Origin of the sequence: Ensifer sp. 4252 (assembly GCF_050434565.1) — a bacterium.
Lineage (GTDB): Bacteria > Pseudomonadota > Alphaproteobacteria > Rhizobiales > Rhizobiaceae > Ensifer.
Genome location: NZ_JBNDIU010000004.1, coordinates 412,505 through 431,520 on the forward strand (window position 1 = coordinate 412,505; position 19,016 = coordinate 431,520).

General features: G+C 60.3%; 27 protein-coding genes and 2 pseudogenes. 14 read left to right on the forward strand and 15 right to left on the reverse strand.

Annotation, left to right across the window (positions count from 1 at the left end; translation table 11 throughout):
• Window positions 1-399: 399 nt before the first annotated feature.
• Complete coding sequence (locus ABIE33_RS13055) at window positions 400-888, reverse strand: hypothetical protein (RefSeq protein ID WP_429125487.1); 489 nt, start codon at window positions 886-888, stop codon at window positions 400-402.
• Between the two features lie 168 nt (window positions 889-1,056).
• On the opposite strand from ABIE33_RS13055, the gene ABIE33_RS13060 reads away from it, so the two are divergent.
• The gene (locus ABIE33_RS13060; RefSeq protein WP_429125489.1) at window positions 1,057-1,209 is read left to right on the forward strand and encodes an entericidin; all 153 of its coding nucleotides are present in this window, start codon (window positions 1,057-1,059) and stop codon (window positions 1,207-1,209) included.
• Between the two features lie 129 nt (window positions 1,210-1,338).
• On the opposite strand, the gene ABIE33_RS13065 is transcribed toward ABIE33_RS13060, so the two are convergent.
• From ABIE33_RS13065 to ABIE33_RS13090, 6 genes are all read right to left on the reverse strand, one after another.
• Entirely contained in the window at window positions 1,339-1,743 is a 405-nt protein-coding gene (locus ABIE33_RS13065) for a hypothetical protein (protein WP_429125491.1), read from the reverse strand.
• A 99-nt stretch (window positions 1,744-1,842) separates the two neighbouring features.
• A complete protein-coding gene (locus ABIE33_RS13070) occupies window positions 1,843-2,463 on the reverse strand; it encodes a C39 family peptidase (RefSeq protein WP_429125493.1) in 621 nt (206 codons plus the stop codon).
• Window positions 2,464-2,497: 34 nt separating this feature from the next.
• Window positions 2,498-3,031 (reverse strand): putative immunity protein, encoded by a 534-nt coding sequence (locus ABIE33_RS13075; RefSeq protein ID WP_429125495.1) that lies wholly within the window; start codon window positions 3,029-3,031, stop codon window positions 2,498-2,500.
• Between the two features lie 69 nt (window positions 3,032-3,100).
• Window positions 3,101-3,523 (reverse strand): N-acetyltransferase family protein, encoded by a 423-nt coding sequence (locus ABIE33_RS13080; protein WP_429125496.1) that lies wholly within the window; start codon window positions 3,521-3,523, stop codon window positions 3,101-3,103.
• A gap of 258 nt (window positions 3,524-3,781) precedes the next feature.
• Window positions 3,782-3,991, reverse strand: coding sequence for a hypothetical protein (locus tag ABIE33_RS13085; RefSeq protein WP_429125498.1), 210 nt, complete (start codon window positions 3,989-3,991; stop codon window positions 3,782-3,784).
• Entirely contained in the window at window positions 3,988-4,425 is a 438-nt protein-coding gene (locus ABIE33_RS13090) for a hypothetical protein (protein WP_429125500.1), read from the reverse strand. Before ABIE33_RS13090 ends, ABIE33_RS13085 begins: the two co-directional genes overlap by 4 nt.
• Before the next feature lie 247 nt (window positions 4,426-4,672).
• Between ABIE33_RS13090 and ABIE33_RS13095 the strand changes: the two genes are divergently transcribed.
• The gene (locus ABIE33_RS13095) at window positions 4,673-4,921 is read left to right on the forward strand and encodes a hypothetical protein (protein WP_429125502.1); all 249 of its coding nucleotides are present in this window, start codon (window positions 4,673-4,675) and stop codon (window positions 4,919-4,921) included.
• Between the two features lie 420 nt (window positions 4,922-5,341).
• Here ABIE33_RS13095 and ABIE33_RS13100 read toward each other — a convergent pair whose 3' ends face one another.
• Window positions 5,342-6,031 carry a S24 family peptidase gene (locus ABIE33_RS13100; protein WP_429125504.1) on the reverse strand — a complete coding sequence of 230 codons (690 nt, stop codon included), beginning with the start codon at window positions 6,029-6,031 and terminating at the stop codon, window positions 5,342-5,344.
• Between the two features lie 189 nt (window positions 6,032-6,220).
• Between ABIE33_RS13100 and ABIE33_RS13105 the strand changes: the two genes are divergently transcribed.
• Entirely contained in the window at window positions 6,221-6,499 is a 279-nt protein-coding gene (locus tag ABIE33_RS13105; protein WP_429125506.1) for a LexA family protein, read from the forward strand.
• A complete protein-coding gene (locus ABIE33_RS13110; RefSeq protein ID WP_429125508.1) occupies window positions 6,492-6,875 on the forward strand; it encodes a hypothetical protein in 384 nt (127 codons plus the stop codon). Before ABIE33_RS13105 ends, ABIE33_RS13110 begins: the two co-directional genes overlap by 8 nt.
• A gap of 426 nt (window positions 6,876-7,301) precedes the next feature.
• Here ABIE33_RS13110 and ABIE33_RS13115 read toward each other — a convergent pair whose 3' ends face one another.
• Window positions 7,302-7,715, reverse strand: coding sequence for a sulfatase-like hydrolase/transferase (locus tag ABIE33_RS13115; RefSeq protein ID WP_429125510.1), 414 nt, complete (start codon window positions 7,713-7,715; stop codon window positions 7,302-7,304).
• Between the two features lie 537 nt (window positions 7,716-8,252).
• Between ABIE33_RS13115 and ABIE33_RS13120 the strand changes: the two genes are divergently transcribed.
• Window positions 8,253-9,584 (forward strand): amidohydrolase family protein, encoded by a 1,332-nt coding sequence (locus ABIE33_RS13120; RefSeq protein ID WP_429125565.1) that lies wholly within the window; start codon window positions 8,253-8,255, stop codon window positions 9,582-9,584.
• A 218-nt stretch (window positions 9,585-9,802) separates the two neighbouring features.
• Here the strand turns inward: ABIE33_RS13120 and ABIE33_RS13125 are convergent, their stop codons facing one another.
• A complete protein-coding gene (locus tag ABIE33_RS13125; RefSeq protein WP_429125512.1) occupies window positions 9,803-10,225 on the reverse strand; it encodes a YciI family protein in 423 nt (140 codons plus the stop codon).
• A 410-nt stretch (window positions 10,226-10,635) separates the two neighbouring features.
• On the opposite strand from ABIE33_RS13125, the gene ABIE33_RS13130 reads away from it, so the two are divergent.
• The gene (locus ABIE33_RS13130; RefSeq protein WP_429125514.1) at window positions 10,636-11,187 is read left to right on the forward strand and encodes a BA14K family protein; all 552 of its coding nucleotides are present in this window, start codon (window positions 10,636-10,638) and stop codon (window positions 11,185-11,187) included.
• 148 nt (window positions 11,188-11,335) lie between these two features.
• On the opposite strand, the gene ABIE33_RS13135 is transcribed toward ABIE33_RS13130, so the two are convergent.
• Window positions 11,336-11,551, reverse strand: coding sequence for a hypothetical protein (locus ABIE33_RS13135; RefSeq protein WP_429125515.1), 216 nt, complete (start codon window positions 11,549-11,551; stop codon window positions 11,336-11,338).
• Window positions 11,552-11,977: 426 nt separating this feature from the next.
• On the opposite strand from ABIE33_RS13135, the gene ABIE33_RS13140 reads away from it, so the two are divergent.
• The gene (locus tag ABIE33_RS13140; protein ID WP_429125517.1) at window positions 11,978-12,382 is read left to right on the forward strand and encodes a DUF4440 domain-containing protein; all 405 of its coding nucleotides are present in this window, start codon (window positions 11,978-11,980) and stop codon (window positions 12,380-12,382) included.
• Window positions 12,383-12,678: 296 nt separating this feature from the next.
• On the opposite strand, the gene ABIE33_RS13145 is transcribed toward ABIE33_RS13140, so the two are convergent.
• From ABIE33_RS13145 to ABIE33_RS13155, 3 genes are all read right to left on the reverse strand, one after another.
• Entirely contained in the window at window positions 12,679-12,813 is a 135-nt protein-coding gene (locus ABIE33_RS13145) for a hypothetical protein (protein ID WP_255569852.1), read from the reverse strand.
• 520 nt (window positions 12,814-13,333) lie between these two features.
• Window positions 13,334-13,621, reverse strand: coding sequence for a hypothetical protein (locus ABIE33_RS13150; RefSeq protein WP_429125519.1), 288 nt, complete (start codon window positions 13,619-13,621; stop codon window positions 13,334-13,336).
• Between the two features lie 59 nt (window positions 13,622-13,680).
• On the reverse strand, window positions 13,681-14,106 hold the full coding sequence (locus ABIE33_RS13155) for a tetratricopeptide repeat protein (RefSeq protein WP_429125521.1): 426 nt from the start codon (window positions 14,104-14,106) through the stop codon (window positions 13,681-13,683).
• Window positions 14,107-14,422: 316 nt separating this feature from the next.
• Here ABIE33_RS13155 and ABIE33_RS13160 point away from each other — a divergent pair, with 316 nt between their 5' ends.
• The 3 genes and pseudogenes from ABIE33_RS13160 (at window position 14,423) to ABIE33_RS13170 (ending at window position 17,186) form a co-directional block, all read left to right on the forward strand.
• The gene (locus ABIE33_RS13160; protein WP_429125523.1) at window positions 14,423-14,815 is read left to right on the forward strand and encodes a hypothetical protein; all 393 of its coding nucleotides are present in this window, start codon (window positions 14,423-14,425) and stop codon (window positions 14,813-14,815) included.
• Window positions 14,700-15,503 (forward strand): annotated as a pseudogene (locus tag ABIE33_RS13165) (terminase large subunit domain-containing protein); the annotation flags it as partial. The gene ABIE33_RS13160 and the pseudogene ABIE33_RS13165, both read left to right, overlap by 116 nt.
• Before the next feature lie 1,179 nt (window positions 15,504-16,682).
• Window positions 16,683-17,186, forward strand: coding sequence for a hypothetical protein (locus ABIE33_RS13170; RefSeq protein WP_429125525.1), 504 nt, complete (start codon window positions 16,683-16,685; stop codon window positions 17,184-17,186).
• A 6-nt stretch (window positions 17,187-17,192) separates the two neighbouring features.
• Here ABIE33_RS13170 and ABIE33_RS13175 read toward each other — a convergent pair whose 3' ends face one another.
• A complete protein-coding gene (locus ABIE33_RS13175; protein WP_429125527.1) occupies window positions 17,193-17,837 on the reverse strand; it encodes a class I SAM-dependent methyltransferase in 645 nt (214 codons plus the stop codon).
• Between the two features lie 172 nt (window positions 17,838-18,009).
• Here ABIE33_RS13175 and ABIE33_RS13180 point away from each other — a divergent pair.
• The 4 genes and pseudogenes from ABIE33_RS13180 to tnpB form a co-directional block, all read left to right on the forward strand.
• Window positions 18,010-18,140: pseudogene (locus ABIE33_RS13180) on the forward strand (glycoside hydrolase family protein); the annotation flags it as partial.
• A gap of 196 nt (window positions 18,141-18,336) precedes the next feature.
• A complete protein-coding gene (locus ABIE33_RS13185) occupies window positions 18,337-18,468 on the forward strand; it encodes a hypothetical protein (RefSeq protein WP_429125567.1) in 132 nt (43 codons plus the stop codon).
• A 46-nt stretch (window positions 18,469-18,514) separates the two neighbouring features.
• Window positions 18,515-18,721, forward strand: a complete 207-nt coding sequence (locus ABIE33_RS13190) for a hypothetical protein (protein WP_429125529.1) — start codon at window positions 18,515-18,517, stop codon at window positions 18,719-18,721.
• Window positions 18,718-19,016: IS66 family insertion sequence element accessory protein TnpB (tnpB, locus tag ABIE33_RS13195; protein WP_429125531.1), on the forward strand; the 299-nt coding region annotated here is incomplete at its 3' end. The genes ABIE33_RS13190 and tnpB, both read left to right, overlap by 4 nt.

Consider the following 19,016-nt stretch of genomic DNA (forward strand, 5'->3'; position numbering starts at 1 on the left):
CCGAACGGAAAACCGCTTCGCATTTTTCCCGGAAAGGTTCTGGGCCTACTGCATGTTTCTTTAAATCCTATTCGATTTAAGGATAAAAACATGCAGCAATTCAAAGTGCTACAGCGACCTTTGCGGGTCCAATAAGGCGCGCGGCGGTGCAGGAAGAAAAAGCCCCGCGCGATGGCGGGGCAAGCAAGCACCCAAAATGGCTCAGGTGCGGGGAAGCGCAGGCCATAAAGGAACGTACTGCGCGGTACGGTAGATACTATGCGGCCCTTGGGCTGGGGAAGGTCCGATTCGGCGATTCCGGTACGCCTGATGAAATAAATACGATGGACGGGTTGCGGCGGTGCGATTACGGGCGCCGGCGCTGCGGCTCCGGGCCACCGGGGCGAGACAGGTGGCGGCCTATTCCAGTGTCGATAGTTCCTCGTCCCAGGCCTCGAGTTTGCCCAGGATTTCCCTCAGCGTCTCTCTTCCCTGCACCCAGAGGCCTTCATCCGGGATCGGCTGGACGTCACCGCCGGCGGCCGCGATCGTGCTTTTGACTTCTTCCGGGCTTTCGCGGACATATTGGCGCTTGCCGCCGATATCGAGCGCTGAACCCAGGCCAGGCACGCGATGGTTGGGCGCAAGCGGCATCGGCCCCTTGGCCGCATGCGCATTGACCCAGACCGGCGCGCCGATACGATGGGTGAAACGACAGAGGGATGGCAATTCGGCCTTGACGGCCGCGGCGACCGCCGCTGACTCCTCCTGGACGAAGAAGGTCTGGTCGGTATTGATCAGCGTGTTGCCGAGATCGTCATCGAGGCGCGGATCCGTCTTGCGGATGCGCAGCACCTGGCTTGCCTCCAGCTCCAGCGGGGGTCCACTCCTTCGCGTAAACCTGATCATGCGTTCCTCTCGAACAGTCTCTTTCAGACTGCGCCAAGTTTCGGGAGGTGTCGAGTGGGCGGTGGCGGCACGAAAGGCCTCTAGTCCTTGTTTTTATTGCCAGACACGTTGATTTTACTGACGGTCGCGTCATCTCATCAAGCCAGGCAAGCAAAGATGGAGATGAGGATGTCGAAGGCCACCATAGCGCTCATGTGCCTGGCACTGTTTTCGCTGTCGGCCTGCGGGAACACGGTGCGCGGTTTCCAGAAGGACGGCACCGAGGCCGGTCTTGCGCTCGACAATGCGACGCATCGGGTGCTGAAGGCGGGCGCCCAGTAACAAACGCCCTGGGATACGGCTGCGCGTCCTTGTTGCCAGCGCGTTTCCGGTTTGGGCGGAAACGCGCTGTCTCTTTGTTTTTTAAGAATTTACTAGCGGAAGACCGCTTTGTACATTTCCTGGAATGCGCTAACGCGACGGCACGGCCGTTGGGCGCGAGACGGTTTCGCTGCTGCCAAAGATGATGACGGCAAACAGAAGCACGCCGATGAAGGTGATGACCGACGCGATGGCGACCACCGGCTCCAGCTGCGGGCTGCCGGTAAGCATCAGATACAACGACGGCACCATGAGGGCGACGCCGGCGGTGTAGACGCAGTACTGGATCATTGCCAGACGCTTCTGCGCCTTGGCCGGGTTCAGCGCGTGGTAGCCACCGAAGATCGCCATCGTCACCCATCCCAGAAGATTGGCATGGGCGTGGGCGCCGATCGCGCTGTGATCCTGGCCGATGGCCATGTGCAGGCCCATCGATATCCCGATGATGAGAAAGACGATCGCGGTCTTGAAATACAATTGTGCTAGGCGTGGCATGGAATAACTCCCCCTCTGTTCCTGCCCCGCTTGATTATTAGCATTTTTGCAGATGATTGCTGCCTGCCTTTATTGGGTATTTTGGGGCGGTTTGGGAGCTCAGAAGCTGACGGCGATGCCGCGATTGGCGAAGAAGCGGTCGAAGGTGGCAAGCGGCATGACGACATCGGCCTGATTTTCCCGGTCATGGCCGGAAGGATTGTGAAAACGGACGCTCTCCCGCGAGGCGGCAGTCACCAGCACGAGGTGTCCGCCTTTCGAAGGCGGCTCGCGATCGGGCCAGCGTATGGCGCTGCTGACCGAAGCGATGAAGAAGCGGCCTTCGGAAAGCACCTCGGGAATACCCGCCGCAGGAATGTTCGTCAGCGTTTCAGCGGCAAGGCCGAAGCGATCACGGACGAAGGTCACGAAGGGAGCGTAGATCAGTCCCTTGATCGAGGCGTCGGCCTCGTTGATTACATAGCCGCCATAGCCGGTGCAGCTGCGCGCAAGCGAAAGGATCGGATGCAATTCGCCACGTGCGGCCAGGATCATCTTCAGGCAGGCCATGCCGCAGACATTCACCGCCCAGCGCGCATATTCCTCAATCGTTTCAGCGCCCGAATCGCGCCAGAGCGGATCACGGTGAAGGGCCGACGCGCCTTCCGACAGAACCGCCAATGTCATCTCCGGGCTTTCCCATTGGCTGAAATAGGGGACCTTGCAATCTACAATTTCCATGCTGCCTTCTCCGTCTGGGGTCACGCAACTATTGTCAATGGCGCAGGCCGGCATCAAGCCGGTAGAGCAGTGCGTGGAACTGGCCTTTGCTTGGCGCGCGCGCCGGCATGCGCTGCACGATGTGCCGCACTTCGGGCGATGCCTGCGAGATAGCCCAGCGGACTTCCGCCTCAAGGGTGCCGGCCGGGTCGAGGGCGGCGAGCGCTGCCGCCTGTGCGGAGTAAGCGGCCGGGCCAAGGATATGATTGACCTGATGAGGGGTTGCGATCGGATGGGTGTAGGCAGATCCGGCGGCAGCCATTGCCGCGCGAGCGGCGGCGGAGGCTGCGGGATCGCCGACCTCGCGTGCCGCGGCATTGGCGCCCCAGGCAAGTCTGCGCAAGGTTGCGGTCCGCGCACCGCCTTGCGCAAAGGCACGGATCGCCGAAAGTGCCGCGCGCGGGCGGGTATCGCCCTGGGCCTTCGCCTCGAAAAGGGGGAGAGCGCGTTCGGCGCAAACGGCAGCCCAGAGCGCGACGTGGCGCAGGTCTTCTTCGTTCAGCAGCGGCGGGTTGGTCTCTGTGGGCATCGTCTGCGGTCCTGGCGCGATGGTGGCGCGTCGAAGTCTACCTGGATGAGGCATGGGACTTCGGCAATTTCAGGGTGTGGCGCGAACAAAGAACACGATTTCGGGGTCGTTTTCATCAAGGTTGTCGATGTACCCGCTCGTGTGGAAGCCTGCGGCGCTCAAGAGCTGCTGCATCTTTTGGTTGGACAGGTTCGTCGATGCGAAGAGTTTCGGCGTTACGCATATGGCCTTGAAATGTTCAACGAGCGCCATTCCGAGGCCCTGGCGACGAAAATGCTCGCCGACCATGACCATTTCGACAAAGCCGTTTCCGAAGAAGTGATAGGCCAGGACACCATAGGCGCCGACGGATTTGTTCGTCTCGGCGACGTAACAGCACCCGGCCTCAATCCAGGATCGGATATGATCCCGGCGCTCGGGATCACCAGCCGCAACCGTATCGAGGGCGACAAGGCTGTCGCAGTCGGCGATGGTGGCGCTTCTGATTTTCATCAACGAATCCGGATGTGGTCGGGCAGGGGCATAAAGAACCCGTCCCGGGGAAATGCGGGCAGGGATGCCTAGCTTTAGGCGGTGGGCGCATCTTTTTCCATGGCGGATTTTCTGCAACGTGCAGCCGAACCAATGTCTGCGCCGAGAAGGAAAGGTCGATTGTGGGGGCGAAGGTCGGTGCCCTGCGCTGCGGTTCCTGGCGAGAAGGGCTGAGCCGTTGCCCGACCCTCGGATGATGCAATGGGCGCGAGAGATTGATCAGCGCCGCGCCGCATCAGGCTGGCGGGCGGTGGCGGCGGCAAGGGCTACGCGCTTGCGGGCCGCCATCTCGTTGAAAGGGGCAAGACCCATGCGCTCGATATAGGCGGTTATGGCTGCCTCCACGCCCTTGTCGTTGCCGGCTTCCGTTTGCCAGAAGGCTTCCATGGCGGCGAACAGGGCCGATTTGTCGAGCGAGATGTCGATCACGGCTGAGCTCCGAACTGCTGGCGGTGATTGAGGGTGCCGTGGCCCGGCTGGCGGAAGGGAGCGGCCTGGCGGAGGAGGCCATCCGGCGCCTCGAAATCCGCGCACCAGCGTTCCCAGGCCTCAGATGTGCGCACGAAGGCGGGCAGGAGGTGCTCATCGTCAGGTGTGCGATCGAAATCGTCGAGCCAGGCGTCGGCGACGGTCTCGGAGATGTCTTCGCCGTGCAGCGCGTCGAGATCGAAGCGGATGAGTTTGGTGGCGTGCTCGCCGTCATGAGCCCTCAGCCAATCGGCAGCAGTCGGGAAGATCGTGCCGATGCAATCGCTTTCCTCGATGAAATGGCCGCACCCGAGCGTGGTGACCGCGAGGATGATCTCGCGGCTCTGGGTGAAGGGGGCCGCAAGCTTGCCTTCTCGCGCTGATGTCATTGTCATGCCTTCTCCCTGGCCAAACAGGTGGAAGGGCCGGCACGGCCCTTAAGGCGCGCTGCCGGATCCGGCTTCCGCAACTTCAACTGATGGTCATACAATAGGGAAAATCCTATTTATCCGTCAATAGGAAAAATATTCTCAGCAGGATTTTTCTGACTAACCTGTCGATATCCCTCTGTTTGTTCTTGTTTTGTTCGGATGATTGAGTCAGTTTAGGGCCGCCATTGCAGGTGGCAGAGAGGAGCATGACATGGTCACATACTTCGTCGTTCAGAGCTTTACGCGGGGGAATCGGGGCGCCTTGCTCGCCGACACTCCGGTGCAGGCGACAGGGGCCGATCACGCGCTCAGGCTGGCCGAAAGGCTGGCATCGACCAAGGTGGGTGTTGTCGCATTCAGCCGGGCAGGGGATCTGTCGACCGGCGAATTCGAGGATGCGACCATCCTTTTCATCGGCGGCGATCTGCCGTCCGAGATGCAGGAGATCATGGCCGCATAGACGGAACGGCGATTATGTGAGGCGGGCCTGTCCGCCGGTCTCGTGTTCTCATGTCCGGTGTCCCGGGCGGCGGGGTGGTGGGGCGCGTTGTGCGGGTGGGCGCTTGGCGTAGGTGGCCCGCTCAGGCTTCCCAGCCATGCGAGCCGTTGCCGGTTTGCCGGCAACCACATTGCAGCCAGGTTCAAGCGATAGCCCGAGAGCCGCGCCGGTTCCCGGGCTTTTGGTTGCGTGCCGGCTTCCTCCGGGTGGCGTGATAAATTTGGCAGCGTGCTCTGCCACTTGCCGGAACGCGCACAGGTCGCCGGCTGGTCTCGCGCATGACGTAGCGTCAGGTGAGTGTAACTTTCGAAAAGTTATTATTTTTGAAGCGGTTGCGGAATATTGTTCCGGGCGCGGCTGACCGGCGATGTCTGTGGGGCGTCAGCGGGCGCTGTATTTGCCCACGACCCGGTGGCAGAAGGACCATTCCACGCGGCTCTCGGTGAACTCCAGATAGGGATTGTACTGCTTCAGCGTCCATTCCCGGTCGTTGAACGACACCAAGCGCTTGATAATCGCCTCGGCATCGTTGGCGGGCGGCACATGGTAGAGCACCACATCCTTGTCGCGCGCCGGCGGCAGGTGCGGATGCACCAGGGCCATGTCGCCGGGCTCATAGGCCGGGATCATCGAGGTACCGGTGAGGTAGATGCCATAGGCGCCCTTGACCCCTTCGAGCACCGAGGGGCGCTTGACGTATTCGACCGCATCGAACGTGACGATCACATGGCCGTCACCGCCCTGGGCGGCGACGAAAATCGGCAGATCGCGATGGCCGACGAGCTGCTCGCCGGGCACGATCTGCGGAGTGAAGCCGGTGGCGCTGCGGGGTTGGTTGACCTCGCCCGCATCCGGCGTCGCGCTGATCAGGTTGGTGATGGTGCGCACATCGCGCTCGCGCAGTTCACGCGGGCTCTCGCGCTCGACGAATTGCTGGATATAGGCGTGGTTCTTCCCGATCGCGATGGACAGATCCTTATAGGTCGTCCTCTTCGCGTCGACTGCTTCCCGGATAAGGCGCCGCAATTGATCCATGGCAATGGCATCCCAGATTCCGCTTCCTACGTCCAATAGGATTTTTCCTCTTGATAAAGAGACGAGATCCTATTATTGATAGGATATGAACGGAAACAAACAGTCAATCGCACTTTACGAGACGGGTTTTCGGTTGCCGCTCTGACCTGGAGCGGCACGATAGCGACCGACGGGCGGCCCGGTGGGCCGCATGGGCGATGACTGCATGCTTGCTGGAGTGAGCCGATGACTGCCGCCAGAACCGCATCAAGGACAACCAGGCGTGCCACGCGCCAACCGCTCGGCCTCACGCTGAGGCAGAACGAGTTGCTCGGATTCATTCGCAGCTACAGCGCCGACAAGGGCGGGGTCTCGCCCACATTCGACGAGATGAAGGACCATCTGAGGCTGTCATCGAAATCCGGGATCTCGCGAATGGTGGCGGCGATGGAGGAGCGCGGCGCGATCCGCCGGCTGAAAAACCGGGCAAGGGCAATCGTTGTGGTGGAGGTGGCCCATGGTTGAGCATGTGACGGACACGCTTCTCGGCAATCCGGTCTTCGCCGGGCTTGCAGCCTTTTCCGCCACCTCGGTGACGCTCGCCGCCGTCAGCTGGGTTGCCAGCCCGGCGTTCGACTGCGGCAGGCAGCGCGCCAGCAGACGGCATGTCTCAGGCGCGGTCGGGCTGGCCGGCCGGCTTAGCCGGTGGGACAAGGCGCTTCTACCAGGCCGGATGACGCTGGCGGCAAAGCGCGAGCAGCCAGGCAAGGGAAACCTGCCGGGCAAGGGGGACCTGCCGGGCAAGGAGAACGAGGACCTGCCGGGTCTCGACTTCCAGGCATTGCAACGCGAGCTCGACGAGGCGTTCGCGCCTGTCAGGCGAGACAGGAGGAAATCGTGATGTCCGGCCCGACAGTCGTCATCGCCCCTGCCGGTGGCTTGCCGCCGCCGGCCGAAGGCGAGGTGGGGGATGGCTCGCACCTTCAGGTGGAGGGGAAGAGGCCAGGGAATTGCAGGCCGCTGGTTCGTCGGCAACGACGGGCGCGGCCATAGAAGAGACTGATCGTCGTCCTGCTGCATGGTCCCCGATCTCTTCGGTGCGGATGGCATGCGGCGCGGCTGCAACGTCCCTTGCGCGCCGATCCGGCACGCGGGCGCAGTCGCGGCGGCGATCATAGCGAGGGGCTGCTGCCCACCTCCTCCCCGGTGGCCCCTCGCTTCCATTTCGGCGCCGGCAAGCCGTTTCTGTCGCATGCCCCCGACGATCGGATGCGATCTCGGTGCGCGATCATGCGTGGGTTCGAAAGGCTGGAGCGGTTTTTGCGCGTCACGGCGGATGCCCAGGGCATCTGTGATGCCCAAGCGCGACGGTATGGTTGCCTGACCGGATGGCATAGCGCCCGGTCATGAGGGCAGCGCGTGATGGCGTGCACTGGGCCTCCGGTGCGAAGTTCGAAAGTTTCATGCCTTCGTTCGCGAAGCCGTCGATGCGGCGCGTATCCGCACCGCGCAGTATCCCTCCGCCGTAGCAGCCGAGCTCGCCGTAGCCGAGATTGTCGACGAGGAAATAGACGATGTTCGGCGCTTGGCCGTTCGGTGGTCGAGATTTGGCTGTTGTCGACTCTGCAGCCTGGGCCATCTGGGGTGTGGAAACGGCAGCCAGGCCGGATGCGGCCGCCAGTGTCGTGCCTCCCAGAAGAACGGTGCGGCGGCTGACACCTTCAGACGATGTGTCGTTCATTTCTTCCTCCCGCTTGCAACTCGGCATGATGGGACGGAAAAGCGTCAAACTGGAAGTACGTAACAGTAACACTGGGGCCGAAATGGTCGCTTGAGCCAACAAGCTGATGTTGTCGGGAGCGCTGTCTTTGCGGGAAGGCTGTCATCCCAGTTGCAGCCGATGCGTTCGCGCAGGCAGTCGTCGCTGACCGTGCCGTCATGGCTCTGTGCAACCATGATTAAACGCGAGCGCTGGTTTGCGTTATCAACGTCTGCTTGTTCCCAAAAGCAGACGTTGGTATTGTTTCGTGCCGTATTGCGATCGGTCTGACTGTGAACATGGCCTTGCAATTGCATGGACGAGCGGTGGCTCGCGCCTCGGCCCTATCGCAATGGACGCTGCAGCTTTCTCTCATGCCACGCCCCATCCCTTCCTCAAGGTCGGAGAATCGCCGTGTGTATCAAATCTCTCGCATCGCAGGCGTTAATGAAAGCCACGTTTGTGGCGCGTGCCTTGTCCCAAGCCGTGACCGTATCCGCTTATGTCCGCAAAGCTTTGATGATGCCGCTGTCAAGCCGACGGTGGCTTGCGGCAGTTCTGGCGCTTGGGGCTTGCCCGGCCGCATGGGCAGATGACGTGCTCTTCGAAAACGTCCGCATCTTCGATGGGAAAGGAGCGACCGCACTTTCCGCACCGTCGAATGTGCTGGTCAAAGGCAATGTGATCGCTCGCATCTCGACAAGCCCTGTCGAGGCGGAGGGTGCCGAGCGTATTGCCGGAAACGGTCGAACGCTGATGCCGGGCCTTATCGATGCGCACTGGCACGCAATGCTGGTTCGGCCCACTCCGGCAGAGTCGTTCGGCGACGTCGGTTACAACAATCTTGTGGCTGGCGACGAGGCGACGGACACGCTGATGCGCGGCTTCACCACCGTGCGCGATGTGGGAGGACCGGTGTTCGGTCTCAAGCGTGCGATAGACGCCGGTGTCACCGAGGGACCGCGCATCTACCCCTCCGGTGCGGTGATCACCGTGACCAGCGGACATGGCGATTTCCGCCAGTTCACCGACCTGCCGCGGGTGATCGGCGGCCCGCTCACCCGCATGGAGCAGATCGGCGGGAGTATGGTGGTCGACAGCCCCGACGAGGTGCGTGTGCGGGTTCGCGAGCAACTCATGCAGGGGGCGGCCCTGGTCAAGATTACGGCGGGCGGCGGGGTGTCGTCACCCCACAGCCCGCTCGATGTCACCACCTTTACCGAGCCTGAGCTGCGGGCCGCGGTTGAAATAGCCGACAATTGGGGCACCTATGTCGCCGCGCACGCCTTTACATCGCATGCGGTCAGAATAGCGATTGCAGCCGGCGTGAAGTGCATCGAACACGGCTTCCTCATCGATGAGGAAACCGCCAAGCTGATTGCCGAGAAGGACATTTGGCTAAGCCTGCAGCCGCTTCCCGAGTTGCTGAGGCAAGGCTTTCGGGAGGGCTCGGTCGAGCGGGCCAAGGCGGATGAGGTGTGGCCCGGCATCGCCAGAACCTACGAGCTGGCGAAGAAGTATAAGATCAAGACGGCGTGGGGCACCGATGTCCTGTTCTCCCGCGCGTTGGCGCAACAGCAGGGCGCAATTTTGGCTTCGCTCACTCGTTGGTACACGCCTGCCGAAGCGCTCTCCATGGCGACCGGAACCAATGCGGAGTTGCTGGCGCTGTCCGGTCCGCGCAATCCCTATCCGGGAAAGCTTGGTGTAGTCGAGGAGGGCGCGCTTGCGGATCTCTTGCTTGTCGAAGGCAATCCGTTGGAGAACATCGACCTGGTGGCCGACCCCGCCGATAACTTCAAGATCATCATGAAGGACGGCGTCATCTACAAGAACACGTTGGTAAAGTGAGGAACGGCTGACCCGACTGTTGTCCGGCACGTGATTGTGAGATCGGTGCGTCAGGCTGACTGCAGCTGGCGAGGAGCGGCGAGCCTGCAGGCGCATGATCGCGAGATAGAGGCGGCAAGGACGCAGCCGAAACGGTGGCGTGGCCGCCGCCGGTGTCGACAGCCGGGATCTGTTCGAACCCCGGCTGTCTGTATGGCATTGTGGGCTGAAAGGCGGCCTCAGTTGCCGCCGATGCGTTCGCGCAGGCGGTCGTCACGCTCAGCGATTTCCGGGGTGATCAGGTCGCCGAAATCGGCAGCCTCGAAAATCGGGCGGATTTCGATCTCGCTCGGGCCGGGCATCGGGTTGGGGCAGCGCTTCACCCAGGCGATGGCCTCGTCCATGTCCTTGACCTGCCAGATCCAGAAGCCGGCGACCAGTTCCTTGGTCTCGGTGAAGGGGCCGTCGATGACGAGGCGGCTTGCGCCGTCGAAAGCGACGCGCTTGCCCCTGGACGAAGGATGCAGGCCTTCGCCCGCCAGCATGATGCCGGCATTGACCAGCTCTTCGTTGAACTTGCCCATGGCTTCCAGCAGCTCGGTCGAGGGCATGTTGCCCGCTTCGCTACCCTCGGTCGCCTTCACCATCACTATCACGCGCATGGTCTTTTCTCCTTTGATCGACGAAGCCACAGCGGCCTCTGTGCCTAAATGACGAACGGGTCAGGATGGGTCCGACATGTCGCCGAAACTTTTTTCCGCAAACTGTCGCGGCGTCAACGTGAACCCCACGCAAAGAGGGAGCGCAGAGTTTCTGCAGCGCCTGGTCGTGTGCTCAGGTGGTGTCGCCGACGAGCTCAGGGAAGGTCTCATCGCAAAGATATGTCGACTGCCACGGGTGGCAAGATGCGCCGATAGCGAGACAGCTGCCGTGGAGAACTGGTTGCTGGACAATGCGCAGTGGCGGCGATATCCATATGTTTTTATATGCTAATATGACGAAGGACGCATTCACCATGGGTTCACGTCAAGGGGGCATAGCTTGCACCTATTCGAAACGGATAGGTATCGAGATGAAGAAGATAGGCATTGTGATCCTTGCGGCGGTGACGGCTCTGACGAGCTACGCGCCTGCCAATGCCATGCCGGTTGCAGCCGTTCAGCTGACGCAGCAGAGCGACGTTGATCTGGTGCAATACCGCGAATGGGGTGGCGACAGACGTCGTCCGCGCCCGGACTGGAACCACGGCGGCTACCGCCCGCGTCCGGGTTGGCACGGTGGCTACCGCCCGCGTCCACACTGGGATGGCGGCTATCGCCCACGGCCGGGCTGGCATGGTGGCGGCGGATACCGCTATGGCTGGTACAATGGCCACCGCGGCTATCGCGGCCATCGGGATGGATATCGTCGCCACAATGACGGCTGGTGGTATCCGCTGGCAGCCTTCGGTGCCGGCGCCATCATCGGCGGCGCGATCGCCGCTCCACCGCGCCGGGTCGAGTCCGGGGTGAACCCGCGGCATGCCAGCTGGTGCTATGACCGCTACCGCTCCTACCGCGCCTGGGACAACTCGTTCCAGCCCTACGGGGGACCGCGGCAGCAGTGCTACTCGCCGTATTACTGACGTGAATCAGAACCCGCCGATCGGTTGCGATCGGCGGGGTTTCCTTGATCGATCCGGCGATGATCCCGTTTGCATGACTGTAACGGCGAACAAGACCGCCGGCCCGCCGACCCCCACAACGCGTGTCGCGGGGATCGACAGCTGTCCATCAACTGTGGTCGTAACTGGACTTCTTGTTGGCTGGGCGCGAGGGCTTGCTGCTGGGGCCGGGTTTCTTTTCTTTGGCCGCGACTTCTATCGACTGTGTCTGGTCTGACTTTGCGGTCGAAGCCTTTGCCATGCCGAGGGTTTCTATCCGATATGCAGCCGCCATGGCCGTGGTCGTCAATGCCAGCGATGCCGCGGCGGCAATGAGAAACTTCATTGTTTGTCTCCTTGGTTGTTCCAATGGGCTGACCCTGTGGTGCCCACCGCGCTTACGGTTGTAAGGCGGCGCCAAGGATAGTTTTCGGGTGTCAGCGGAGACATACGACAGGTGCCGTATTTCGGTGGCGGTGCAGTCGGAAACATGCGGCAATGGTTACCTGCAGGTTATCGGCAAGGTGGTGGCTTGCCGGGAGCACCTCTGCAGGCAAGCGCATCTGTCACAGTCGCTGGGGAAGGGGCCGGATTTGCCAGCCTTCATCCCCGTGGCGGTGTGCCCGGCTTTCGATGTCAGTGTGCATTATCAGACGCGTTGGCTTCAGCTATAGGTCGATGGATTGCTCCTTCGACGCTCTGTCGAGATATCCGATGATGTCTTGAACGTCCCATGAAATTGAACGATTTCCGAAACGAAAACGCGTGAGACATGGCCAATTCTACCGTCCTTATTGACGAAATCCGGGCGCTTGAGGAGGCGCTGCATCGTCCGGAGGTGCGCCGTTCAAGAACGGCTGTCGAGGCGCTGCTTGCCGAAGGCTTTGTCGAGTTCGGCGCATCGGGCACAAGGTATCACCGTGCGGAGATGATCGAGCTTCTCTGTGACGAAGATGACGAACCGGCCGATGGTGAACTCGAGGCGACTGACTTCTCGCTGATGCCGATATCTTCCGATGCAGTGCTGCTGACCTATCGAACCGTTCGAAGGGGTAGTGACGGGCCGGAAAGGCAGGCACTACGTTCCTCGATCTGGAAGCGGACGGGAGAGCGGTGGCAGATGCTATTTCACCAGGGGACGTTGACGCGGCCGGCTGCCTCGCCAGCGGATGGCTGAATAGCGCCTGACAGTAGGGGGCGGCCCGATTACAGCGCCGCGCGTCTTATAGACGCGCAAAGGTCGCTGTAGCACTTTGAATTTCTGCATGTTTTTATCCTTAAATCGGCTAGGATTTAAGGAAACATGCAGTAGTTCCGTATTTTTCCCCCGACGAAAGGTCGGTGTTATCCGAAGGCGATGCGGTCGACCGCGGCTTTTGGTGGCGGGCTGAAGAGTGCAGTGATGGCGAAGCCATGCCTTCGCATTTTGCGGAGCAGGGCGCGCAACGTGGGGGACAGACGTTGCTCGATCGCCTAGAATTTCAGAGTGGCGTCGTCGTGTTTGGGTGGCGGGTGGCTGTCTCTCTGGCGGCGCATGCCGTAGGCGAGGGCAAGCCCCAGCACGGCGGAACCGATAACGACGGCGAGTAGTGCGAAGAAATTCTCCATGACATTCTCCTCCCAACGGGGATGATAACACAATCGGACGCGCACAACCAAATTCCTGCGCGTTATCCATAACCAGCACGCACGGTCGATCAGGCAAGGACTGAAAGGGCAACGAAGGCGGCGCTTGGGTTGTTCCGAGCAGGTTGAAAATATCCGGTTCGATCGGAGGGCGGCTGGCACCGAGTGCACCGGCTCGCAATGCCCATAAGACGGGATCAATACCGTTTTCGCACGTTGACGGGAGGTCGTTGCGCCGGTCTAAGGCGCGTCGCGGACTTGCTGGATTCGCTTGATGCGACCGCTTTTCAGCTTGATGCGGTGCGCTATGGATACGCGCGTCCTCCTTCAGGCGCCCGTGATGATCCGACGGCTGACGGGGTTGGGCGGCGGTCGGAGAAAAAGAACGAAACTAGAACAAATTTTGTCCGAAGGGGTTGTCATCCGTCCGGAAGCGGGCTAAGAATATTTCAGGATGGTCGTTTCGTAATCGAAGCGGCCTTTTTTGTTTCCGGAGGGCGTGTCACGAGTCGCGCTTCTGCCGGCCGTGTTTCAAATGACCGCGCCCCGGTGCGTGTCCGTGCTTGACCGAAAGCGCGTCAAAAGCGTCCATCATCTTGATCGTTTCTGTTTGCGAGCGCGCCTCACGCAAACCATCGCCCGATGGCGGAGTAAGCTTCCCGGATACCAGCGCTGCATAAAGGTCAGATGCCTTGAATGCCTCAATGGATGAGGTGGCCTCCTGAAGCTCGTTGAGCTTGGCAAGCCATTTCTTCTTTTCAGCGTCACTGTTGTTGACGAGTTCTTTCATTTCTTCTGCGCCAGCGCCGGCGTTAACAGGTTTTCTGCCGGCTTTCCTTTAGCCTACCGTTAGCGCCTTCCGCGAGGATCGAGTGCTGCGCAGGGGCCGGCCGATGCCGTGTTCAGTTCGACGCTACCGTCGTTCTGATTGCGCCTGTCGATCACCTGGCGGGCGCCGTGATGACCCTTGCGGGCGGCGCTTCGCAACCAGCGAACCGCCTCCTGCTGGTCGGGCTCGATGCCGAGGCCCTTGTGGTAGATCGCTGCCAGGCGGGCCTGCGATGCGGCGTGGCCCTGTCGGGCGGCCTGGCCGTTCCAGTGGTAGGATGCGGCGTAATTTTCCTCGCGGCTATCGTTGAAATAGATTTCCCCGAGCGCTGCCTGGGCGTCGAGATTTCCTGACGTGGCGAGTTCGAGCAACCTTGGCGAGACATTTGCGGCGGAGAGCCGCGGCATGAAAATGGTCTTCAACCTTCTGACTGCGTTTTGGATCATCAGACACCCGTCTTATTCATCGCATAATTCCTTAAAATCGGGATCGATCGAACGGATAAATTATGCTGCAATTTGAAATTGTTATGTCCTCAACCTGCCTGTCATATCCGGTGTGAGGCGCCTTTGGCCGCACAGGGTGCCGCGAATGCGCGGCGTGTAAATTAGTATTGGTGACAGAATACAACCTAAGGTCAAGTGGGTGAATGCGATTCCCCGTGGATATCGGATGGCTGTTGCCTGTTTTCCGGTTGCTGCCCGCGCGGGCGCCGAACGACTTTAGCGAGCTTTGCGGCGCTACTGCATGGGAGCCATCATCATGAGCATCGGCAAACCAGCCAAGGACCCGAAGACCGGGCGCTTCCTGCCGCGCGTGCCGGGGGCGGGGACACCAGCCCGGACGCGCGCCCGCAAGGCGGTGCGCACCAAGCTCGGCGAACTGTTTCTCGAAGACATGCTTTCGGCCTGGCAGAGCCGCGGGGCAGCCGCGATCCACGCGCTGATCGAAAAGAGCCCGCACGATTTCCTCAAGGCCGTGGCCTCGCTGATGCCGAAGGACGTGAATGTCAATGTCAACCAGATCGGCGAGATGACGGATGAGCAACTCCTCGAGCGGATCCGCAAGCTCGACCAAACCATCAAGCCTTTCCTCGCTGCTCAGGGAGCGGATGGAGCTGGCGATGGAGATCGGGCGGCGGCAGAGCAGCAATAGGCTGCGCTTCTACCGGCCCTATGCCAGGCAAACTGCCTTTCACGCGGCGGGCGCCAGCTTTCGCGAGCGGCTGTTCATGGCCGGAAACCAGCTCGGCAAGACCTTGGCCGGTGCTGCCGAAGCGGCGATGCACCTGACCGGCGACTACCCCGAATGGTGGGCGGGCCGACGCTTCGACCGTCCGATCGTGATGATCGGCGGCTCGGAATCGCACGAGCTGACGCGCGATGGCGTGCAGCGGCTGCTCGTCGGCCCGCCGATGAGCGAAGAGGATTGGGGCACCGGCTATATCCCGAAATCGGCAATCTCGGGCTGTACGCGCAGATCGAGCGCGTCCGGCGCGCTCGACAGCGTGACGGTGCGCCATGCGACGGGTGGCACCTCGACGTTACTTCTGAAAGCCTACGAGCAGGGCCGGGCGAAATGGCAGGCAAACACGGTGGACTATGTCTGGTTCGACGAGGAGCCGCCGGAGGACGTCTACTTCGAAGGCATCACCCGCACCAATGCGACGGGCGGCTCCGTTGCCGTGACGTTTACGCCGCTCAAGGGCATGAGCTCGGTCGTTAGCCGCTACCTGCTGGAGCCTTCCGACGACAGGACGGTGGTGACGATGACGATCGACGATGCTGAGCATTATGCCACAACGGCTCTGACGCCTTTCGCTCGAACGTTGATCGATGACGCGGACGCGGCAACGGCGCTAAGCACCCTCGGCGTTTCTGATTTCATGAAAACTGTGCTGGACGACGCGGACGCAGCAACAGCACGCGTGACGCTTGGAACCAACAATGCGTCGAACCTGACGACCGGTACCGTGAGTGATGCGCGGCTGCCGTCGACGATGGGCGGTAAGACGTTTACAGGTGCCTCTACGTTTCAAACTACCCTTTCGGTTACCGGGGCCAATAACGGCATCGAGCTTGGACCGCCGGGAACCTCGAACACCCCGTTCATCGATTTCCATTCATCAGCGAACAGCAATGATTATGACGTTCGCCTGATGGCATCCGGCGGTGCGGCGGGTGTTGGTCAGGGGACGTTGACGGTCAGCGCCGCGACTACGACCTTCGCGGGCAGCGCCACAATCGCCGGGATGAAGAGCACCAGCTTTGTGCAGGCTGTTGGCGACATGCTCATCGACAACAATAGCGACCGTCGTTTGTATTTCCGCACGGTCACAGGGGTAGTTCGCGGCATGGTCAGACATGATCAGGCCAACGACTCCATGATCATTAGCATGTTCAACTCCGCAGGGACTTGGTATCGAGACCTCGTCATCGGAGGTGCTACGGGTCTGATGACCTATAACGGGCATCTCCAGCTTGGCGGCTCGACATACCAGACCGATGGCAACATCTACATGTCTTGGGCCGGGGACACCCTTTACAACGTCCTCTCAACCAAGATCACCAAGGACGGCCGTGCTTATCCTCGCCGGGTTGGCGGCGGGGACCTGAATTTCAATTGGTCTGGTCAGGCGGGTCAACCGACGTGGCTCTGGGGCGGCACCGATGGCGTCAACATGTACGTCTACAACCCATCAAACTTCAGTGTTAACTACGCTAACTCAGCTGGATACGCTGGAAGTTCGGGCACAGCTGACACGGTTGATGGTTATCACGCAATCGACCTGTCTCAAATCTACAAAGGCGACAACGCCAATGAGACAAACTATCCCATTGGGACATACATTTTCGCCCAAGGCGCAGCAAACCGCAATGCATCTACCGCTGTCTATTACGACGCAGGAAACTCCATTCGATTTAATACTTCTGCTGGCGGTGCGCTTTCCGGAACTTGGAGAGGTCGTGGGCATGAAGATCAATCAGGCAATCGTGCCACTCTTCTTCAAAGGATTGCTTAAATGGCATACACGATAAACACAGTGCAAAAGATCACCGAAGGTGATGCCCAAAGGTCTTATCTTGTTATCGAGTGTAATATTACTGCACCAGATCCGATCACAGGTCTCGATGAATCATTTGACGCTACCCATATCCAAAGGGATAGCGATGCCCATGGCTTGTCCCCATTATTCAAACAATGGATTGAAGATAACCCGGATTTTCCGATTAACGCATACGTTCAGCCCCCGCCGCCGACCTTAAAGGAGCTTCGGGCGCAAATGCCGCCCCTGACGGCCCGCCAACTTCGGCTTGGCCTCGTCGGCAACGACATATCCCTTTCGTCTGTGACAGCGACCATCGAGGCCATGCCTGCCGGTCCCGACAAGGACAAGGCTCAGATCGAGTGGGAGTATGCGACCTCGTTCAACCGCATGCACCCGCTCGTCGCATCGATTGGTGCGGTTTTGGGCCTGTCGAATGAGCGGATCGATGACATGTGGACGTCTGCCCTCAATCTATGAAGGGTCTCACTTCTCCAAACTGCAGATGAACCCAGTACACAGATAAGGAGTATTGGTCCTGCCGAGAATGGGCCCCAGGAGAAGGAAAAGCGGCAGGTTCCATAGGATCATCATATGCACGGCCACATCGATCCGTTTGTTCCTGAACCAGAGGCTGCGAAGGATCAGAAGCAAAATTGCGGTGCCCCAGGTGCCGCGAGGCTTGACCTCAGCTGATTTGAAGTTCTTGAAGAGGTTAGCCAGACCGAATTCCGTAAAACGGAAATAGTCGTGCGGGGCGTCGTGGAGCGGATACTGGAAGGGAGCAGATATGAAGGCTTTACCGTCTGCCTTCAGCACTTTGTGGATGTTTTCTGAAGCCTTGAACGGCTCCGTAACGTGTTCCATCACCTCGGCGCAGATCACATAGTCGAAAGACCCGGCCTCCAGCTTCGTGTCGGTGATGTCATCGACGAAATCCGGCTTGCGCAGCGGATCAATGTCGGTGCTGAAAACGGTAGCTTGCGGATGCAGATGCGTGCGGATTAAGTCCATCACTTCACCGCCAGAGCCTATGTTTAGAACGCGGCTTCCTTCCGGAATTGCACGTGTGAAATCAGCGAGGGCAACGTTTAGCGGGCGTCGAGAAATTTTCTTCGCCAGCTTCTTCATTCGAGATTTAAACATACCAAGCAGCCCCAGGATTGAGCCACAAGCCATAGTAGTGCGCCGGCTCCAATGTCAATCACCGTGCGCCATCCCAGTCATAACCCATCGGCACATTTCAACGGTTTCACTCTGTTGCGGACGATCGGCCACGCCTTTTAACAAAGAGGAAAAATATATGGACTTGAACCGACGCATCAGCGCGGCGGGCCTTGCGCTCGTCAAGCGGTGGGAGGCTTGGAGACGAAAGCCTATCGGGATGCCGCCGGCACGTGGACCATCGGTTATGGCCACACTAGCGCGGCCGGTGCACGAAAATGGGCGTCCGTGAATTCAAAAGGCGTCTCCGGTTCTTGGCGAGGGGCGAAGACTCGCTGCATGGTTACAAAGCCGACGGACGTGCCGGAAACATATGGCCCCGCAAAGACTATCTACAACCGCTATCACCGCTGGACCGCCTTGATCTGTGATCGGCTTTCCGTGGACGAACAAAGGGAGTTTCTCCATGGAGACTACATTGGAGCTTCTCACGACCAGGAAGTCTGGACGTGAGGTTCACCGGCACTTGCCCGATGACGTCAAGGCGCAGATCGTTTCGGAGAGCTTGCGGCCCGGCGTGATGGTGAGTGAGGTCTGAGCGGCACGGATTGAAGCCGAACCATTTGTCGACCTGGCGAACAATGGTGCGACAAGGCAAGTTGGTTCTGCCCGCACCCGAGGACGCGATAGAGTTTGCAGCGGTGATCATCGATCCGCCCGTCTCGGAGCAGCCGATCAAAGAAGTCAGTCGCCCGGAGATTGTCGTCGGTCCTGTTACGATCCGCCTTGAGGAGGGCGCGTCTGTCGCTCGGATCGCCGCTATCGCGCGTGCCCTGGCGGCCTCGGCATGATCTTCCCATCGAACCGCGTGCGGATCATGGTGGCGACCAAGCCGGTCGATTTCCGCAAAGGCCATGATGGATTGGCGGCACTGATCAAGAACGAGCCGCACAAGGACCCGTTCACCGGAACCGTCTTCGTATTCCGGTCGCGCAAAGCAGACCGATTAAAGCTGATCTACTGGGACGGCAGTGGCTTGGTGATGGCCTACAACGATCTGCATTCATACTGCATCTCTCTTTCGGATTCAGTTGAAGGTTTTGGCTTGGCTGGCATTTTACTGACGCGCGGCGGCGCGATCGACGA

What these genes read in the sequence shown, in the direction of transcription:
- ABIE33_RS13130 (WP_429125514.1), top strand. Translation starts at nt 10,636, where the DNA reads ATGAAGAAGATAGGCATTGTGATCCTTGCGGCGGTGACGGCTCTGACG.
- ABIE33_RS13105 (WP_429125506.1), top strand. Translation starts at nt 6,221, where the DNA reads ATGACTGCCGCCAGAACCGCATCAAGGACAACCAGGCGTGCCACGCGC.
- ABIE33_RS13120 (WP_429125565.1), top strand. Translation starts at nt 8,253, where the DNA reads ATGATGCCGCTGTCAAGCCGACGGTGGCTTGCGGCAGTTCTGGCGCTT.
- ABIE33_RS13185 (WP_429125567.1), top strand. Translation starts at nt 18,337, where the DNA reads ATGGAGACTACATTGGAGCTTCTCACGACCAGGAAGTCTGGACGTGAG.
- ABIE33_RS13135 (WP_429125515.1), bottom strand. Translation starts at nt 11,551, where the DNA reads ATGAAGTTTCTCATTGCCGCCGCGGCATCGCTGGCATTGACGACCACG.
- ABIE33_RS13055 (WP_429125487.1), bottom strand. Translation starts at nt 888, where the DNA reads ATGATCAGGTTTACGCGAAGGAGTGGACCCCCGCTGGAGCTGGAGGCA.
- ABIE33_RS13075 (WP_429125495.1), bottom strand. Translation starts at nt 3,031, where the DNA reads ATGCCCACAGAGACCAACCCGCCGCTGCTGAACGAAGAAGACCTGCGC.
- ABIE33_RS13140 (WP_429125517.1), top strand. Translation starts at nt 11,978, where the DNA reads ATGGCCAATTCTACCGTCCTTATTGACGAAATCCGGGCGCTTGAGGAG.
- ABIE33_RS13065 (WP_429125491.1), bottom strand. Translation starts at nt 1,743, where the DNA reads ATGCCACGCCTAGCACAATTGTATTTCAAGACCGCGATCGTCTTTCTC.
- ABIE33_RS13090 (WP_429125500.1), bottom strand. Translation starts at nt 4,425, where the DNA reads ATGACAATGACATCAGCGCGAGAAGGCAAGCTTGCGGCCCCCTTCACC.
- ABIE33_RS13070 (WP_429125493.1), bottom strand. Translation starts at nt 2,463, where the DNA reads ATGGAAATTGTAGATTGCAAGGTCCCCTATTTCAGCCAATGGGAAAGC.
- ABIE33_RS13155 (WP_429125521.1), bottom strand. Translation starts at nt 14,106, where the DNA reads ATGATCCAAAACGCAGTCAGAAGGTTGAAGACCATTTTCATGCCGCGG.
- ABIE33_RS13150 (WP_429125519.1), bottom strand. Translation starts at nt 13,621, where the DNA reads ATGAAAGAACTCGTCAACAACAGTGACGCTGAAAAGAAGAAATGGCTT.
- ABIE33_RS13080 (WP_429125496.1), bottom strand. Translation starts at nt 3,523, where the DNA reads ATGAAAATCAGAAGCGCCACCATCGCCGACTGCGACAGCCTTGTCGCC.
- ABIE33_RS13170 (WP_429125525.1), top strand. Translation starts at nt 16,683, where the DNA reads ATGGCATACACGATAAACACAGTGCAAAAGATCACCGAAGGTGATGCC.
- ABIE33_RS13160 (WP_429125523.1), top strand. Translation starts at nt 14,423, where the DNA reads ATGAGCATCGGCAAACCAGCCAAGGACCCGAAGACCGGGCGCTTCCTG.
- ABIE33_RS13115 (WP_429125510.1), bottom strand. Translation starts at nt 7,715, where the DNA reads ATGAACGACACATCGTCTGAAGGTGTCAGCCGCCGCACCGTTCTTCTG.
- ABIE33_RS13060 (WP_429125489.1), top strand. Translation starts at nt 1,057, where the DNA reads ATGTCGAAGGCCACCATAGCGCTCATGTGCCTGGCACTGTTTTCGCTG.
- ABIE33_RS13145 (WP_255569852.1), bottom strand. Translation starts at nt 12,813, where the DNA reads ATGGAGAATTTCTTCGCACTACTCGCCGTCGTTATCGGTTCCGCCGTG.
- ABIE33_RS13110 (WP_429125508.1), top strand. Translation starts at nt 6,492, where the DNA reads ATGGTTGAGCATGTGACGGACACGCTTCTCGGCAATCCGGTCTTCGCC.
- ABIE33_RS13095 (WP_429125502.1), top strand. Translation starts at nt 4,673, where the DNA reads ATGGTCACATACTTCGTCGTTCAGAGCTTTACGCGGGGGAATCGGGGC.
- ABIE33_RS13175 (WP_429125527.1), bottom strand. Translation starts at nt 17,837, where the DNA reads ATGAAGAAGCTGGCGAAGAAAATTTCTCGACGCCCGCTAAACGTTGCC.
- ABIE33_RS13125 (WP_429125512.1), bottom strand. Translation starts at nt 10,225, where the DNA reads ATGCGCGTGATAGTGATGGTGAAGGCGACCGAGGGTAGCGAAGCGGGC.